Source organism: Pseudomonas rhizophila (assembly GCF_003033885.1).
GTDB lineage: Bacteria > Pseudomonadota > Gammaproteobacteria > Pseudomonadales > Pseudomonadaceae > Aquipseudomonas > Aquipseudomonas rhizophila.
Map to the genome: position 1 here is coordinate 1,238,848 of NZ_CP024081.1, position 14,955 is coordinate 1,253,802.

A 14,955-nucleotide genomic window follows, 5' to 3' on the forward strand; every position below is an offset into this window, starting at 1 on the left:
CAAGCCAGCGCGACCGGTTTGCGTTCAGATCAGTGTTTCGACTGACGGGCAAAGGGGCGGGCGATGTTTCTCCAGACCAACAAACAGAAGCTGGCGTTGATTGCGCAAATACAACGCGCATTGGCCGGAGAGGGCGGCGACGCCCCGATGCTGGAGGTGTATCCGTCACTGCGGGACTGTCTTGAGCAACACGCACGGCAGATGACGCAGGCAAGCGAAGACCTGCACAATGCCCAGGCACAGGTGAGCGAGCAGAGCGCGCGAGGCCGGCAACGTGAGCATGAACTTGAGGTGGCTCGCCAGCAGTTGGAACAGGCCCTGGAACGCGAGCATCGGCTTGAAGCACGCCTGGATGAACACCGCCAGCAGTTGCAGCAACTCCAGCAGCAAGCGCACATCTGGGAGCTGCTGCAATCGACCCTGACCGAAGGCTGCTGGGACATCACGGTGGTCAATGGCGATCTGCAGCACCCCGCCAGCGCCATGCGTTTTTCCGGTCAGTTCCGCTCGCTGCTGGGCTACACCGCCGATGAGTTACCCGATGGCTGGGATGCCCAGGTCAGCATCACCCACCCTGACGACCTGCCAAAGATCATGGCGATTTTCGAGCGGGAAATCCTTGGCTCCCAGGGCAGCGGCGAGTACGTATTCGAATACCGGATGCGCCATAAGAGCCGGGATTACATCTGGTGTCGCGAGCGTGGTCGGGCGTTACGGGATTCGCACGCACGCCTGGTTCGGGTCATCGGTGCGGTGCGCGATATCAGCGATGAACGCTCGGCCCAATCCACCCACCAGCGCATGCTGGAGCAGAACCAAGTGACCTACGCCCAGATTGCCACCGTGGTGGGGGTGATCAAGGGCATCGCCGAGCAGACCAATCTGCTGGCCTTGAACGCCGCCATTGAAGCGGCCAGGGCGGGCGAGGTCGGACGCGGTTTTTCCGTGGTGGCCGATGAGGTGCGCAAACTGGCAGAAAGCACTCGCCAGGCGACCCATCAGATCCAGACCATGTTGCATCAGCACAAACAATAATCCGCCCGGGAGCTGCCTTCGGGGCAGCTCCCGGTTGCTTCAGAATGGAACCGCTACCACCAGTTGGCTGTAGACATTGGTGCCGTTGCCACTCACTTGATTGCCGCCGTTGCTCGCGTCCTTTTCCGGCTTGTACAGACCCACCAGTGGCGTGACGATCAGGTGTTCGTTCACGGCCCATTCCACATACAGGTCCAGCTCCCGTCCATCGAGATTCAGCGCGTCGCGGGTGTGCAGGGTCTTGTAGTCGAAGAATAGCGCGCCGATAGTCACTGCCTCTGTTGGCTTGAGCTTGAGCCCCAGGTGCTGGACAGCGGTGTTGCTGTTGAACGGCCCGGAATAGTTGCCGGTGACTTCGCCCTGGAACCAGGTGCCATAGCCGCGACTCGTGCCGTTGAACATCGAGTCCCAGTCCTTGGAGTAGCGGCTGTAGCGATAGGTCAGGTCCGGGGTCCAGGGCAGCTCAGCGAAGGTGTAGCCAGCTTCGGTGTACCAGGCTTTCTCCGGGCCGGCGTCCTTGTCCTGCCAGGCATATTCGAAGGCAAAGTGGGCATTGTCGATGCCGGCATTCCCCGCGCCCCGCAGGCTGTAGATGTCCATGCCTTCGCGCTGCTTCTGGAACTCGCTGGCGTAGCGATCATCGACGTCGATGCCATGGATGTAGGTCAGCCCCAGTGTGCCTGGTGCTGCGCTGTATTGCAGGGTACCGGCGGCCATTTCGGTATTGGCCTGGGCGCGGTTGTCGGACTTGATCCACATCAGACTGCCGTGTACGCCTTCCTGGCCGCCCAGGCGCAGCACGGCGGTCTTGTCGAAGGCATGACGGGCCGCCAGGTAATAGGCGCCGCCGCGGTTGAACTCACCGTCGGCCACACCTTTGCCCAGATTCAGACCGTCGTCATTGATGATGAAGCCGTCGCCGAGGGTAATGACCTGGCGACCGTAGGACAGGTCGACGCCGTCCTTGCCCAGCGCCGGGAACAGATCCCCTGAACGCCAGCCGGCAAACGCTTCATCGAACTTGGTGGTGCGTTCGGATCCGTCGCTCAGGCCCGCGGCATCGCCGTCGCCCCAGGTGCCGGAGCTGACCAGATTGGCCGTCCCGTAGACGCTGCCCATGGCGCCGAGTGTCTGGTCGATACTCAGGCCATACTTGATAAAACCCTCACGCCAACTTGAGCCGCCGCGGGTGCCGTCATAGTTCTTGCGACTATTGAACATCCCGTAGACCGCCAGGAAGTTGCCGGTAACCGTGGTGTCGTCGTCGGCGTAAAGCTCATAGGCCTGGGCCGACGAATCAGCCACCAGCAGGGCGATCCCAAGGCCGATGGCGTTGCGCAGCAAAGGTGTATTGCGGGTGTGCTCCATGGTGTTTTCCCCAGTGTGATAGGACATCAGAGCGCCCATTAAGGGGAGACCGGGGCAGGGAAGTCTTTTACGTGCCTGCCAGATAATTGATCCAGCCCGCCAAGGCGCGAGCGCTGGCAGGCAGCAACAAAACCGGCGGCAGACACGGGCAAGACGCTCGGGCCGAGGGCGGCGCACAGTGATCCTGCACGCGACGCCGTTTCGATCAGGGACTGGCTGGGGAAGGCTTGAGCGCCGGCTCCTGGACGGCAGTGGCATCCATACTAAAAATCCGCTTTCGAGGATCTTCACGATGTCGATCAATGACAGGCTCACCGAGCACTTGAACCGGGGTACGGTGGGCTTTCCCACCGCGTTGGCCAGCACCATTGGCCTGATCATGGCAAGCCCGGTGATTCTCACCGCCACCATGGGCTTCGGTATTGGCGGCAGCGCCTTTGCCGTGGCGATGTTGATCGCCGTGGTCATGATGCTGGCCCAGGCGACCACCTTCGCCGAAGCCGCCTCGATCCTGCCCACCACCGGCTCGGTCTACGACTACATCAACTGTGGCATGGGACGCTTTTTTGCAATCACCGGTACGCTGTCGGCCTACCTGATTGTCCATGTGTTCGCCGGAACTGCGGAAACGATCCTGGCCGGGGTCATGGCCCTGGTGAATTTCGAGCACCTCAACACCCTGGCCGAATCGGCGGGTGGCTCCTGGCTGTTGGGCGTGGGGTTCGTCGTGGTCTTCGGCGTGCTGAACGCGTTTGGTGTCAGCGCCTTCGGCCGGGCCGAGATCATCCTCACGTTCGGCATGTGGACGACCCTGATGGTGTTCGGCGTATTGGGCTTGATCGCTGCTCCGGCGGTGGAGCTGGAGGGGTGGTTTGGCGCATCCGTGGTGGGCACCGATCCGGTGACGGTGCTGTCGCTGGTGGGCATGGCCATGTTCATGTTTGTCGGTTGCGAGTTCGTCACGCCACTGGCGCCAGACCTGCGGCGCTCGGCCACGACCATGCCGCGGGCCATGATGCTGGGGTTGTTCGGCGTTGCCACGTGCATGTTCATTTATGGCGCGGCGATGAAGCGCCAGGTCGAAAACGTGCTGCTCGATGCCACCAGCGGCGTGCACTTGCTGGACACGCCCATGGCGATTCCGCGATTCGCCGAGCAGGTCATGGGCGATATCGGTCCGATGTGGCTGGGGATCGGCTTCCTGTTTGCCGGAGCGGCGACCATCAACACCCTGATGGCCGGTGTGCCGCGGATTCTGTATGGCATGGCGGTGGATGGTGCGCTGCCGCGGTTTTTCACCTATCTGCACCCGCGTTTCAAGACCCCCGTGCTGTGCATCCTTGTGGCGATGCTGATTCCCTGTCTGCACGCGTGGTGGCTCGGCGGCAATACCGACAACATCATGCATCTGGTGCTGGCTGCAGTGTGTGCCTGGAGTTTTGCCTACCTGTTGGTGACCGTGTCGGTGATCAGCCTGCGGATCCGTCGTCCGGATCTGCCACGGGCATATCGCTCACCGTTTTTCCCGCTGCCTCAGATCCTGTCCAGTGTCGGCATCGTCATCGGCATGTGGTTCATCACTCCACCAGGCATGAATCCGGCAGACATTTACGTTCCATTCGCGGTGATGCTCGGTGGCACTGCGGCCTACGCCTTGTTCTGGACCCTGGTGGTGCAGAAGGTCAATCCATTCAAGCCCGCGTCGGTGGAAGACGTGCTGGCCAAGGAGTTTTCCCATGAGCCAGGGCAACCTGTCAGCGAGTTTGACGAACGTGCTGCGAAGACTGTCTGAGCTGTTCAGTGCCCACCGCGCCCCGGTCGGTTATCGTCCCGGGGTGACGCTGGAACACTTGCGGCGCAACCTCGGGCTGGCGCGATTCGAGATGTCCGGCCCGGTGATGGCGATGGCCGTCACCGATGATGGTTGCTTGCAGGTGGAGATCGTCGAGGGCACCGAGTCGCAGTTGTTGATGCACCTGGTGATGACCGAGTTCGTGCTGCGCGTGCCTGCGTCGAGAGAGGGCACGGCACGCGTGGAACTGCACCATGGCGGGGCCGTGCGTCGCCAGGGTATTCGTTGTCGGCTCAAGGAAGGGGACAATCAGCTGTCGGCTCGTTTGAAGACGGCGATAGAGGGCGATCCGGCGCTGTACCAAGCCCTCATGCCGCTGGACTTCAAACGCCTGCGCATCGATCTGCAAGACCACCAGTGGTGCGTGCGGCTGGAGCACATGGGCGGCAGTGAGGTGGTGAATCGGATGCCGGCCTTTCGGCGCTACATTGCTTTGAGCCGCGAGCAACGGATTGCCTTGTGGGCGGTCTTGAGCGGCTTGCAAAGGGTGCTGGGAACACTCTGATTTGTGGGCTTTGCCCTGGCATCAATTGTGCTACTGCTCTGGCGATCAGGTACTTGTTGCGTGCATATAGATAACATGTTAACTATTGCCGTACAAAAACAATAAGCCACTGCGGAGAGCGCCATGAGCATGCATCAGGTTGGGCAAGACGGGCTGGAGACCTGGAACCGGGATCTGCGCGCGACTTGCGGCCATTTCGAGACGGAACTGGCCTTTAATCGCGCGCTGTTTATCGGTGAGGTGTCGAATTTCTTCCGTGGCGGTCTTTCCCTCGCCAACTTGCGTACCAACGCTGGCTGTATCAAGCGTCACTCGCCAAATCCCGACCACGATGACGACCAGGATTGCTTCCTGGTCAGTCAGCGCAGTGGATATTCACGCATTACTCAGAACGGCCTGAGCATCCAGCTGGCGCCCGGCGAACTGCTATTGATGGATTCGGTGGGCTCGCTCGAGATCAGCCCGTTCGGCCTGATTGAACACGCGGTGTTGTCTCTGTCCCGCCAGGATGTGTCCAGGAAACTGGGCGGGGAAACCCGGACCTTCGGCAAGATCTCCTCGCGCAAGGCTTGTGGGCGCATGTTGCACGTCTTGATGGATCAGCTGTGCAAGGACACTCCCGACGGTGAGGGCGCCACAGGAGAAGGCGAAGCTTTGCAGAATGCGTTTGTTTCGCTGCTCGGTTCGGCCCTGGAGCAGGGCACCGGATCGGAGGATGACGGCGTTGCGTTGCAAGGCAGTCACTTGCGCAGTTATGTGCAGAAAGTCATCGACGAGTCCCTGACCCAGCCCGGCTTGAGCCCGGTGGGCCTGGCCAACCGTCTGAACATTTCGGTGCGACATCTGTACCGTTTATTCGAAGAACAGGATGACAGCGTCTGCCGCTACATCCAGCGGGCCCGGCTCAAGCGCAGCGCCGATGACCTGACCAATCCGTTCCTGCGGGACGAATCCATCACTTCGATCGCCTACAAATGGGGCTTCACCGATTCGGCCCATTTCAGCCGTTCGTTCAAGAAACAGTTCGAGCTATCGCCCAAGGAATTTCGTGCCAGCCATCTGCAACAGGTACAGGGGGTGGTTTGAGTGGTGGGCGCATTCAGGGTCGGCTCAAGCTGACCCACGGCTATCGCGAGCAGGCTCGCTCCCACAGTGGATGGGGGGAGGATGGGGCTGTGGGAGCAGGGCTGCCGGTGATGACGGCTGCGTCGACATCATCGCCAGCCGACGCACCGCTCCCACACGCTCAAACTTCGGGCAAGGTCGAGCCGCCGTCCACCACCAGGGTTTGTCCGGTCACATACGCGGCCAGGTCCGATGCCAGAAAGAGCATGGCGCCGGCGATGTCGGACGGGGTGCCCAGGCGTCCCAGCGGTACCCGACGGGCGATGTCTTGATTGACCGCATCATCCCCCAGGTTCGCCATGGCCGGTGTCGCGATCATCCCGGGTTCGACGCCGTTGACCCGGATATGCTCACTCGCCAGTTCCAGTGCCGCATTGCGGATGAACCCGTTGACTCCGGCCTTGGACGCCGCATAGTGACTGAGCCCTGGATAAGCCACCCGCGGGCCGGTGACCGAGGAGGTCACCAGCACGCAGCCCCGGCCCTGCCGACGGAACATCGGCAATGCTCCCTGAGTCAGCCAGAACAGCGCCGAAAGGTTGACTGCCAGCGTGCGCTCAAGCATCGCTGGTGTGATCCCGGCAAAGGGTGTCAGGGGAAAGTACCCGGCATTGTGCACCAGAACATCCAGCCTCCCCAGACGCTGCTCCAGATCAGCCATCAGCGTACTGATCGCCGTTGCATCGGCCAGGTCCACGCCCACGGCCTGTACCTGACAACCTGCAGCGGTCAACTCGCTCGCCACCACCTCGGCCTGTGCCAGGTCCAGGTCAGCGATCACCACACGGCCCCCACGCCAGGCGAAGGCTTCGACGATGGCCCGGCCTATACCCTGGGCACCGCCTGTGACCAGCACCGTTTTTGCGCTGAAATCCAGATCATCAGGCATCCGTGACCTCCATCCGGCTGAAGGCCAGGGTTGGTACGTCTACGATGCTGGAGCCACCGTCGGCCACCAGTGCCGCGCCAGTGATGATCGATGCTTGATTCGAGGCCAGGAAGCGACACACATGGGCAATCTCCAGCGCGCTGGCGGGCCTGCGCAATGGCACGTCCGCGCAGACCCTGTCGTAGGCCTGCTGCAGCGTTTCGCCGTGAAACTGCATCAAGACCTGCATTTCCTCATCAGCCATCGGCGTGCGCACCCAGCCCGGGCAGACGGCGTTGACCCGCACCCCGCGCGGGCCGTAATCGCGCGCCAGGGAGCGGTTCAGCCCCAGCAGCGCGTGCTTGGCGGTGGTATAGCCGCAAACTTGCGGGCCTGCCGCCAACGACGCGATGGATGCGATCAGCACAATGTTGCCAGCGCTTTCCTGCAGCAGCGGCAGGCACGCCCGGGCGCTGTAGAAGGCGCTGTCGAGATTGCTGCGCATGGCCGCTTCCCAGGTCTGCGGGCTGGTCTGGGTGGCGCTGCCCAGGCCCATGCCGCCAGCGCAGGCCAGCAGCACATCGAGCCGGCCATAACGCTCGCGGATCTGTGCGACGAAGCCGTCCCAGGTCGTCGGGCACGCGGCATCGCCCACCAGCACCAGGCCGCCTATTTCCTCGGCCAGTTGCGCCAGAGGTTCGCGGCGTCGGCCGATCAGCACCAGGTTGGCGCCGTCAGCGGCATACAACCGGGCGCAGGCGGCACCGATGCCAGTGCCCGCGCCCGTGATCACGATGGTGCGCAATTCAGGCATCGGGATATTCCGTCCGGTTGAGAACCTGGCAGTAGGAACTGACGGGGAAATTGGAAAACTCATCGAAAGACGCGCCGGCATAACCGAAAATCTTGCCGTCGCTGCGGTGCTGCTGCATGTCGATCAGCACCAGGCCCAGGGTCGGGATGATCTTTTCCCGCCAGACGAACAGGTACAACTGATCGGCGATCTTGTAGGTGTCACACCGGTCGGTATCGCACAGGCCCTGTTCGACACCCTTGAGGCACTGCCAGGAATAGAACCGGTCGTTGAGATAGATGTGTTCGTAGACTTCGCTGGGGCTGTAGCGATACAGGTTGCGCAGGCCCACCAGTTCGGTGGTCGGTGCATGTGGGCACAGGCCCTGCTGCCAGGGGCGGTCGAGACTGCCGTGAAGGAACTCCACTTTCACGCCCGTCAGTGGCTGGCCGGCCAGCGCGCGGCTGTACAGACCTTCGCGAGTTTGTTCTTGCCCGGGCATGCTGCCGATCACTGCGGTGAACGCCGCGTGAGCGGTATCAAGTACCAGGCTGACCGACCAGGCTTGTGCGCCTTCGTGCTTGACGAAATCCACCAGGTAGAGGCCTGGCCGCACCGACGTGGCCCGATAAGGCGCGGTGCCGCTGGAATGACCATCGGCTGCGTTCCATGACAGGGTTTGCTGTTCGAAGCGGTGTTCGATCTGCCAGCCATTGGCGAAATTCAGGGTGAAGGTCTTACCGTTCAGGTCGGCCAGGTTCGGCAGGATGAACGCTTCAGGGGCAAAGCCGTCGGCCAGGGCGCCGACGGTGATCCAGTCTGTAGGTGTGGTCATTGCAAGACTCCGGTTGGATGAGATAGCCACCCGGATCATGGCGCCTTGCGCGGGGCTGGCCCATCAACCGAATGGTTGAACCGGCACAGGCAATGGCTTAGAGGAACAGGCTGCTGACCAGCTCGGTTCGATTGCTCACGCCGGTCTTGCGAAACAGGTTGATCAGATGCGTCTTGACCGTGGGCAGGCCGACGTCCAGCTCTCGGGCCAACTCTTTGTTACTGACGCCCTGGCGCAGCAGCAACGCTATCTGGCGTTCCTTGGGGGTCAGGCTACTGAGCGAGTCGTCCTGCGGCGGCAGGTTGGCGACGGCCAGTTGCAGTAACGCTTGCAGCGCTGCGAGCTGCGTCAGTTGCTCGCTGGTGAAGACGCCTTGCTCGGCGGTGCGCAACAAGGAAATAGCCGCTTGAGGCCGACTGCCCCAATGGGCGAAGACTTCCACCACATCCACCACGTCGTAGCGCTGTAAAAAATGGCGGTAGCGATGGCTGTCACGGATTGGCTGGCGGGCCATGGCCAGCCCAAGAGGCACCACGGCCAGGTCGCTGGAAACGTAGTTGCGCGGCTGCAACGGATCGAACTGGCGATAATTGTCCAGATAGTCGCGATGCATCTCGCCGCTCATGCCATGCAGGCTGAAGTCATGGGCTTGCAACTGTCGGTCGACGCAATAGAAGGCCGCTCGACTGGCGGGAACGAGCTGGGTGAACGCGTGCAGGCAATGGCCGGCGATGTCCTGGGAGGGGATGACGTACATGCTCGCAACCTTCGCCAAGAGGGCTGCCGGTGAATCCGGCAGCCGGGTCCGGTCAGACTACCGCGAAGTAGTGTTTGACAAAACTTTCGCTGACCACTTCCCACAATACCGGCGTACCTTTGGTCACGAACCAGCTGTCGCCGGCCTTGTAGCGGGTGCTCTGGCCGCTGGCTTCATCGGTCAGCACCACTTCGCCAGTGACCACGGTGGCCTGTTCGGCGAACGGATAAACCATTCGGAACTTGCCCTTGGTCGTGCCGAAGTAGGCGCTGCTGACCGCATCGGTGGGGGCGCCGAAGGTCATTTTGCCGAAGGCTTTGACTTCGCCTTCGAGAATCTGCGAACCGAGATCGGCGACGGTGCCCCAGGCGTCCAGGTCGGACAGCTGGATGTCTTTCTTGAGGTTGATAAGGGGCATGGCAGTGACTCCTGATGAGTGAAAAAAACAGCGGGTATGTATGTCTAGTACCGGTCCGTGAAGGCGCTGGGATCTGTGGGAGCGCCTAACTGACTGGCATCATGGCCATCAGCGACGGCCATTCCAGTAACCCGACAGCTGGTGCCAGGACTTGCCGGCGGTCAGCAGCAGTGGACGGATGGCGTCCTTGCCGATGATGGTCGGACGCCTGACGGAGCTGACCAGGTCGTAGCGCGCCGAGCCTTCGCTCATGCCTTCGGCCAGCACCTTGCAGATGATGTGGCTGGGGGTGACGCCAAAGCCTGAATAGCCCTGGACGAAAAACGCATTGCTGCGGCCGGGCAGGGTGCCGATCTGCGGAAACAGGTTCGGGCTGCACGCCATCGGGCCGCCCCAGGCCAGGTCGATCTTCACGTCCTTGAGGTACGGGAAAATCTTCAGCATCAGGCGCCGATTCCAGGCCTTGAGGTCCTGGGGGATGTGTTCTATCAACGGCGTCGCCGCACCGAACAGCAGGCGGTTTTCATTGGTGACGCGGTAGTAGTCGATCACCGGGCGAATATCGCTGTAGGCGCCGCGAATCGGGCTGATGCGCTGGATCAGCTCCTCCGACAATGGCTCGGTCATCATCTGGAAGGCATAGGTATTGATGGTCGAGCGATGCAGCTCCGGCTCCAGTTTGTTGAGGAAGCTGTCGCAGGCCCACAACAGCTTGCTGGCCTTGACCGAGCCACGCCCGGTGCGCACGGTGATGCGCTCGCCGTAGCTGACTTCCAGGGCCGGACTGTTCTCGAAAATCCGCACGCCGTGGCTGACCAGTGCCTTGGCTTCGCCCAGCAACAGGTTCAGCGAATGCACGTGCCCGCCGCCCATGTGCAGCAATGCACTGCTGTAGGCCTTGGACCCGATGATTTGCTGCACGTCGGAACCGCCGAGAAAGCGGATCTCATGCTTGCTGTTGATCGACTTGAAGTCTTTTTCCCAGGCCCGCAGGGTTTTTTCCTGGCGAGCGTTGAAGCCCATGTAGCCGTAGCCATGGCAGAAGTCGGCATCGATGTCGTACTTGGCGATGCGGTCCTTGATGATGTCCGCGCCCAGATCGCTGATCTCGAAGACCTGCCGCAGCCCGTCTTCTCCCACATCCTTCTTGATTTTTTCCAGGTCATGGCCGATGCCGGCCATGATCTGCCCGCCATTGCGCCCGGTGCCGCCGAACCCCAGGTAACGCGCCTCCAGCACCACGATATTGGTAATGCCTTTTTCAGCGAGTTCCAGCGCGGTATTGATGCCGGAGAAACCGCCGCCAATCACCACGACGTCGGCTTCCACGTCCTGTTCCAGGGTTGGGAAACTGAGGTTGTATTTCTTGGTAGCGGTGTAATAGGTGGGCGTTTCGATATTGATCATGACGCAACCTGACAAAGTGAAAAGAAACGCCGTGACAAGCGCCTTCGCAAGACACTGCACGCGATGGCCCTATTAAGAGCCCTGGTGCTGGCGCCTGTCTTGATCATCCGTGCCGGCGGATTTGATCGAGCGCGCCATGGCAGTGAAGGTCGCACCGTGGAAAGTACAATCTTGGGTCTGGAAGGTGCATTTTTCAGTTGCCCCGGATTACCCATACTGAACGGGCCTTAATCACTGATTCCGCCATTTCTGCAGCACCGGGTTGCCGGGCAAAGGCGGGATCGGCAGATGCCAATAATAAAAGAGCCCGTCCATGAAAAAGCCAAATCCGTTGCTCGAAGATCTCAAGCCTATCCTGCCGGTCATTGCCGCCAATGCCTTCCAGGCAGAGAAGGACCGTAGCGTTCCTGTCGAAAATATAGCCTTGCTCAAAGGTATCGGCATGCACCGGGCTTTCCAGCCGAAAAAGTACGGCGGCATGGAAATATCGCTACCGCAGTTCGCCGACTGCATCGCGTTGCTGGCTGGCTCCTGCGCCAGCACCGCCTGGGCCATGAGCCTGTTGTGCACCCACAGCCATCAATTGGCAATGTTCCCGGCCAAAACCCAGGAAGAAGTCTGGGGTGACGATCCCGATGCGACTGCCAGTAGCAGCATTGCACCTTTCGGTCGCATCGAGGAGGTCGAGGGCGGTGTGATGTTCAGCGGCGAAATGGGCTGGAGCAGCGGCTGTGACCATGCCGAGTGGGCGATCGTGGGATTTCGCCGCAAAAATGCCGAAGGAACCCAGGACTATTGCTTCGCGGTGCTGCCTCGCAACGATTATGAAATCCGCGATGACTGGTACGCGGTAGGCATGCGCGGCAGTGGCAGCAAGACCTTGATCATCGACAACGCGTTTGTGCCGGAACACCGGATTCAGAAAGCCAAGGACATGATGGAAGGCAAATCCGCCGGGTTTGGCCTGTACCCCGACAGCAAGATTTTCTACTCGCCGTATCGCCCGTATTTCGCCAGCGGTTTCTCCACCGTGAGCCTGGGTGTGGCGGAACGCATGCTAGAGGTTTTTCGCGAGAAAACCCGAACCCGCGTGCGCGCCTACACCGGCGCGGCGGTCGGCGCCGCCACTCCAGCGCTGATGCGCCTGGCCGAGTCCACTCATCAGGTGGCGGCAGCCCGGGCGTTTCTGGAGAAAACCTGGCAAGAGCATGCCGAGCACAGTGAGCGCCACCAATACCCCAGCCGCGAAACCCTGGCGTTCTGGCGGACCAACCAGGGGTACGCCACCAAAATGTGCATTCAGGCAGTGGATCGCCTGATGGAAGCAGCCGGGGGTGGCGCCTGGTTCGAGACCAATGAACTGCAACGACTGTTCCGCGATGCCCATTTGACCGGTGCTCACGCCTACACCGACTACGACGTCTGCGCGCAGATTCTGGGCCGTGAACTGATGGGCCTGGAGCCCGACCCCACCATGGTTTGACCGCCTGCTCGCTGAGCCTGGCTCATATAAAAACAATTGAGGCCGTCGACTGAGGCGGCCGGGAGTCTTGTATGTCTGATGTGTGCGATAGCGCTTTCGACACCCGTGCGTTTCGCCGGGCCCTGGGTAACTTTGCCACTGGCGTGACCGTGGTCACCGCGGCCGCCGAAGATGGTCGCAAGGTCGGTGTGACGGCCAACAGTTTCAACTCGGTGTCCCTGGATCCGCCGCTGATTCTCTGGAGCATCGACAAGCGCTCCAGCAGTCACGGTGTGTTCGAGGCCGCCAGCCATTTTGCGGTGAACGTGCTGGCCGCCGATCAGATCGACCTGTCGAACAACTTCGCTCGGCCCAAGGAGGATCGGTTCGCCGAGATCCAGTTCGAGGCCGGGGAGGGAGGTGCTCCGGTGTTTGTCGATTGCTCGGCGCGTTTTCACTGTGAAAAATTCCAACAGGTCGATGGCGGTGATCACTGGATCATGATCGGTAAAGTCGTGGCGTTTGATGATTACGGCCGCTCACCGTTGCTCTATCACCAGGGCGCCTACTCGATGATCTTGCCCCACACCCGCATGACCAAACGGGAGGAGGGACAGTCCCCCAGCAGTCACTTCCAGGGCCGTTTGAGCCACAACCTGTATTACCTGATGACCCAGGCGCTGCGGGCCTATCAGGCCAGTTACCAGCCGCGCCAGCTGTCCACCGGGCTGCGCACCAGCGAAGCACGGATGTTGATGGTGCTGGAAAACGATGCAGGGCTGAACCTGTGCGACCTGCAACGGGAAGTGGCGATGCCGGCGCGTGAGATCGAAGAGGCCGTGGCTAACCTCAAGCGCAAGGGCCTGGTCACCGATGAGGGCGAGCGAGTGCGTCTGACCGTCAAGGGCGTGGACGAAACCGAAGGACTCTGGGCAATTGCCAAGGAGCAGCAGGACAAGGTATTCGGCCAGTTCAGCGAGCAACAGGTGGAGCATTTCAAGGCCGTGCTCAAAGGCGTCATCAAAGGCGCTTGAGTTGTTACAGGGGTTCAAGCGCGACACTCAGCCTTGTGGCGAGGAGAGAAATCCCTTCGCCCCAAGGTAACTTGGCGCCGAAGCTGTTAAGATTTAGTTAACTCATTAACTAAATTTCCTCGCGAACACACCTATGCCCAAACCGCGCCAATCCTTGACCCTCACCCTTCTACAGGCCCGTGAAGCGGCCATGGGTTTTTTCCGTCCCTCCCTCAACCAGCACGGTTTGACCGAACAGCAATGGCGAGTCATCCGTATCCTCAGCCAGCACGACGAACTGGAGATCAATCGCCTGGCTGAACTGGCCTGCATTCTCAAACCGAGCATGACCGGCGTGCTGACGCGCATGGAAGCGGCGGGCATGGTGGAACGGCGCAAGGCCGAACAGGATCAGCGGCGGGTGCTGGTGCGCCTGGCGCCGCAGGGGCAGGCGAGCTTCGATTCGATGAGCCAGAGCATGGAAGAGAATTACCAGCGTTTGCAGGGCAAGTTGGGGGAGCAGAAGTTGCAGACGTTGCTGGAGTTGCTCAATGACCTGAAAGCGATCAGGCGTTGAGATCCCGGGTTGGTTAACGTCTGTGGGAGCAAGGCTTGCCCGCGATGAAGGCACCGCGGTCTCTCAGAAACCGAGGTGCCGGTTTCGCGAGCAAGCTTTGCTCCCACAGGCCCCCTCTCCACAGAGGTTTGTGTTGCTATCAGTACACACCTCTAGCCGCAGGTTTTGGTGTGTCTTTGAACGTCGCCGCAAGGCTTTGCAAACCGCGCATCAACACGGTTGTATCCACCCCCACCGCGACAAACCCAGCGCCCAGCTCGATATAACGCCGGGCGAGCTGTTCATCGGCGCTGAGAATCCCGGCCGCTTTGCCGGCCTGGCGGATGCGGGCGATGGCGTCCTCGATGGCGGCTTGCACGGTCGGATGCCCGGGATTGCCACGAAAACCCATGGACGCGCTCAGATCCGCCGGACCTATGAAGACCCCGTCAACACCTTCCACTGCGGCGATGGCATCCAGGTTGGCCAGGCCCTCGCGGCTTTCGATCTGCACCAGCAGGCACATCTGTTCGTCGGCCTTATCGAGGTAACCGGCAATACTGTTCCAGCGTGATGCACGGGCCAGCGCACTGCCGACGCCTCGGACGCCTTGAGGCGGGTAGTGAATGGCGCGCACCAGTTCGCGAGCCTGGCCGGCGCTTTCGACCATCGGCACCAGCAAGGTTTGCACACCGATGTCGAGCACCTGTTTGATCAATGCGGTGTCGCCGACCACTGGGCGGATCACCGGTTGGCTGGGGTAGGGGGCCACGGCCTGGAGCTGGCCGAGCATCCCGCGCACATCATTGGGCGCGTGTTCGCCGTCGATCAGCAACCAGTCGAAGCCGGCGTTGGCCGCCAGTTCCGCACAGTAGGCGTCGGCCAGGCCCAGCCACAGGCCAATCTGCGCCTCACCGCTGCGCAGCCGTTGCTTGAAGGTATTGATGGGCATGTCCATGAG

The 14,955-nt window shown here is 61.2% G+C and carries 15 protein-coding genes; 7 read left to right on the forward strand and 8 right to left on the reverse strand.

Annotation, left to right across the window (positions count from 1 at the left end; genetic code table 11):
• The first annotated feature begins 63 nt into the window (after window positions 1-63).
• A complete protein-coding gene (locus CRX69_RS28055) occupies window positions 64-1,035 on the forward strand; it encodes a methyl-accepting chemotaxis protein (protein WP_107321705.1) in 972 nt (323 codons plus the stop codon).
• 39 nt (window positions 1,036-1,074) lie between these two features.
• Here the strand turns inward: CRX69_RS28055 and CRX69_RS05775 are convergent, their stop codons facing one another.
• On the reverse strand, window positions 1,075-2,403 hold the full coding sequence (locus CRX69_RS05775) for an alginate export family protein (RefSeq protein WP_107323238.1): 1,329 nt from the start codon (window positions 2,401-2,403) through the stop codon (window positions 1,075-1,077).
• Between the two features lie 292 nt (window positions 2,404-2,695).
• Here CRX69_RS05775 and CRX69_RS05780 point away from each other — a divergent pair, with 292 nt between their 5' ends.
• The 3 genes from CRX69_RS05780 (at window position 2,696) to feaR (ending at window position 5,846) form a co-directional block, all read left to right on the forward strand.
• The gene (locus CRX69_RS05780) at window positions 2,696-4,195 is read left to right on the forward strand and encodes an APC family permease (protein WP_107321706.1); all 1,500 of its coding nucleotides are present in this window, start codon (window positions 2,696-2,698) and stop codon (window positions 4,193-4,195) included.
• Window positions 4,140-4,760, forward strand: coding sequence for a DUF3156 family protein (locus CRX69_RS05785; protein WP_107321707.1), 621 nt, complete (start codon window positions 4,140-4,142; stop codon window positions 4,758-4,760). Before CRX69_RS05780 ends, CRX69_RS05785 begins: the two co-directional genes overlap by 56 nt.
• Before the next feature lie 123 nt (window positions 4,761-4,883).
• The gene (gene feaR / locus CRX69_RS05790; protein WP_047229917.1) at window positions 4,884-5,846 is read left to right on the forward strand and encodes a transcriptional regulator FeaR; all 963 of its coding nucleotides are present in this window, start codon (window positions 4,884-4,886) and stop codon (window positions 5,844-5,846) included.
• Between the two features lie 160 nt (window positions 5,847-6,006).
• Here the strand turns inward: feaR and CRX69_RS05795 are convergent, their stop codons facing one another.
• The 6 genes from CRX69_RS05795 to CRX69_RS05820 all read right to left on the reverse strand — a co-directional run bounded on the left by CRX69_RS05795 (window position 6,007) and on the right by CRX69_RS05820 (window position 10,963).
• Window positions 6,007-6,774, reverse strand: coding sequence for an SDR family oxidoreductase (locus tag CRX69_RS05795; RefSeq protein WP_107321708.1), 768 nt, complete (start codon window positions 6,772-6,774; stop codon window positions 6,007-6,009).
• Entirely contained in the window at window positions 6,767-7,567 is an 801-nt protein-coding gene (locus tag CRX69_RS05800; protein ID WP_107321709.1) for an SDR family NAD(P)-dependent oxidoreductase, read from the reverse strand. Before CRX69_RS05800 ends, CRX69_RS05795 begins: the two co-directional genes overlap by 8 nt.
• Window positions 7,560-8,381, reverse strand: coding sequence for a molybdenum cofactor biosynthesis F family protein (locus tag CRX69_RS05805; RefSeq protein ID WP_107321710.1), 822 nt, complete (start codon window positions 8,379-8,381; stop codon window positions 7,560-7,562). Before CRX69_RS05805 ends, CRX69_RS05800 begins: the two co-directional genes overlap by 8 nt.
• A gap of 97 nt (window positions 8,382-8,478) precedes the next feature.
• The gene (locus tag CRX69_RS05810) at window positions 8,479-9,138 is read right to left on the reverse strand and encodes a helix-turn-helix transcriptional regulator (RefSeq protein ID WP_107321711.1); all 660 of its coding nucleotides are present in this window, start codon (window positions 9,136-9,138) and stop codon (window positions 8,479-8,481) included.
• Between the two features lie 52 nt (window positions 9,139-9,190).
• Window positions 9,191-9,556, reverse strand: a complete 366-nt coding sequence (locus tag CRX69_RS05815) for a cupin domain-containing protein (protein ID WP_047229912.1) — start codon at window positions 9,554-9,556, stop codon at window positions 9,191-9,193.
• A 108-nt stretch (window positions 9,557-9,664) separates the two neighbouring features.
• Window positions 9,665-10,963 carry an NAD(P)/FAD-dependent oxidoreductase gene (locus CRX69_RS05820; protein ID WP_047229911.1) on the reverse strand — a complete coding sequence of 433 codons (1,299 nt, stop codon included), beginning with the start codon at window positions 10,961-10,963 and terminating at the stop codon, window positions 9,665-9,667.
• Window positions 10,964-11,276: 313 nt separating this feature from the next.
• On the opposite strand from CRX69_RS05820, the gene CRX69_RS05825 reads away from it, so the two are divergent.
• From CRX69_RS05825 to hpaR, 3 genes are all read left to right on the forward strand, one after another.
• Window positions 11,277-12,446, forward strand: coding sequence for a p-hydroxyphenylacetate 3-hydroxylase oxygenase component (locus CRX69_RS05825; protein ID WP_107321712.1), 1,170 nt, complete (start codon window positions 11,277-11,279; stop codon window positions 12,444-12,446).
• Between the two features lie 71 nt (window positions 12,447-12,517).
• On the forward strand, window positions 12,518-13,459 hold the full coding sequence (locus CRX69_RS05830) for a p-hydroxyphenylacetate 3-hydroxylase reductase component (RefSeq protein ID WP_047229909.1): 942 nt from the start codon (window positions 12,518-12,520) through the stop codon (window positions 13,457-13,459).
• A 133-nt stretch (window positions 13,460-13,592) separates the two neighbouring features.
• Complete coding sequence (hpaR, locus tag CRX69_RS05835; protein ID WP_047229908.1) at window positions 13,593-14,015, forward strand: homoprotocatechuate degradation operon regulator HpaR; 423 nt, start codon at window positions 13,593-13,595, stop codon at window positions 14,013-14,015.
• Window positions 14,016-14,154: 139 nt separating this feature from the next.
• Here hpaR and hpaI read toward each other — a convergent pair whose 3' ends face one another.
• Window positions 14,155-14,952 (reverse strand): 4-hydroxy-2-oxoheptanedioate aldolase, encoded by a 798-nt coding sequence (gene hpaI / locus CRX69_RS05840; RefSeq protein ID WP_107321713.1) that lies wholly within the window; start codon window positions 14,950-14,952, stop codon window positions 14,155-14,157.
• Window positions 14,953-14,955 lie beyond the last annotated feature (3 nt).

Coding starts and splice junctions, on each gene's coding strand:
- CRX69_RS28055 (WP_107321705.1), top strand. CDS start 64: ATGTTTCTCCAGACCAACAAACAGAAGCTGGCGTTGATTGCGCAAATA.
- CRX69_RS05775 (WP_107323238.1), bottom strand. CDS start 2,403: ATGGAGCACACCCGCAATACACCTTTGCTGCGCAACGCCATCGGCCTT.
- CRX69_RS05780 (WP_107321706.1), top strand. CDS start 2,696: ATGTCGATCAATGACAGGCTCACCGAGCACTTGAACCGGGGTACGGTG.
- CRX69_RS05785 (WP_107321707.1), top strand. CDS start 4,140: ATGAGCCAGGGCAACCTGTCAGCGAGTTTGACGAACGTGCTGCGAAGA.
- feaR (WP_047229917.1), top strand. CDS start 4,884: ATGAGCATGCATCAGGTTGGGCAAGACGGGCTGGAGACCTGGAACCGG.
- CRX69_RS05795 (WP_107321708.1), bottom strand. CDS start 6,774: ATGCCTGATGATCTGGATTTCAGCGCAAAAACGGTGCTGGTCACAGGC.
- CRX69_RS05800 (WP_107321709.1), bottom strand. CDS start 7,567: ATGCCTGAATTGCGCACCATCGTGATCACGGGCGCGGGCACTGGCATC.
- CRX69_RS05805 (WP_107321710.1), bottom strand. CDS start 8,381: ATGACCACACCTACAGACTGGATCACCGTCGGCGCCCTGGCCGACGGC.
- CRX69_RS05810 (WP_107321711.1), bottom strand. CDS start 9,138: ATGTACGTCATCCCCTCCCAGGACATCGCCGGCCATTGCCTGCACGCG.
- CRX69_RS05815 (WP_047229912.1), bottom strand. CDS start 9,556: ATGCCCCTTATCAACCTCAAGAAAGACATCCAGCTGTCCGACCTGGAC.
- CRX69_RS05820 (WP_047229911.1), bottom strand. CDS start 10,963: ATGATCAATATCGAAACGCCCACCTATTACACCGCTACCAAGAAATAC.
- CRX69_RS05825 (WP_107321712.1), top strand. CDS start 11,277: ATGAAAAAGCCAAATCCGTTGCTCGAAGATCTCAAGCCTATCCTGCCG.
- CRX69_RS05830 (WP_047229909.1), top strand. CDS start 12,518: ATGTCTGATGTGTGCGATAGCGCTTTCGACACCCGTGCGTTTCGCCGG.
- hpaR (WP_047229908.1), top strand. CDS start 13,593: ATGCCCAAACCGCGCCAATCCTTGACCCTCACCCTTCTACAGGCCCGT.
- hpaI (WP_107321713.1), bottom strand. CDS start 14,952: ATGGACATGCCCATCAATACCTTCAAGCAACGGCTGCGCAGCGGTGAG.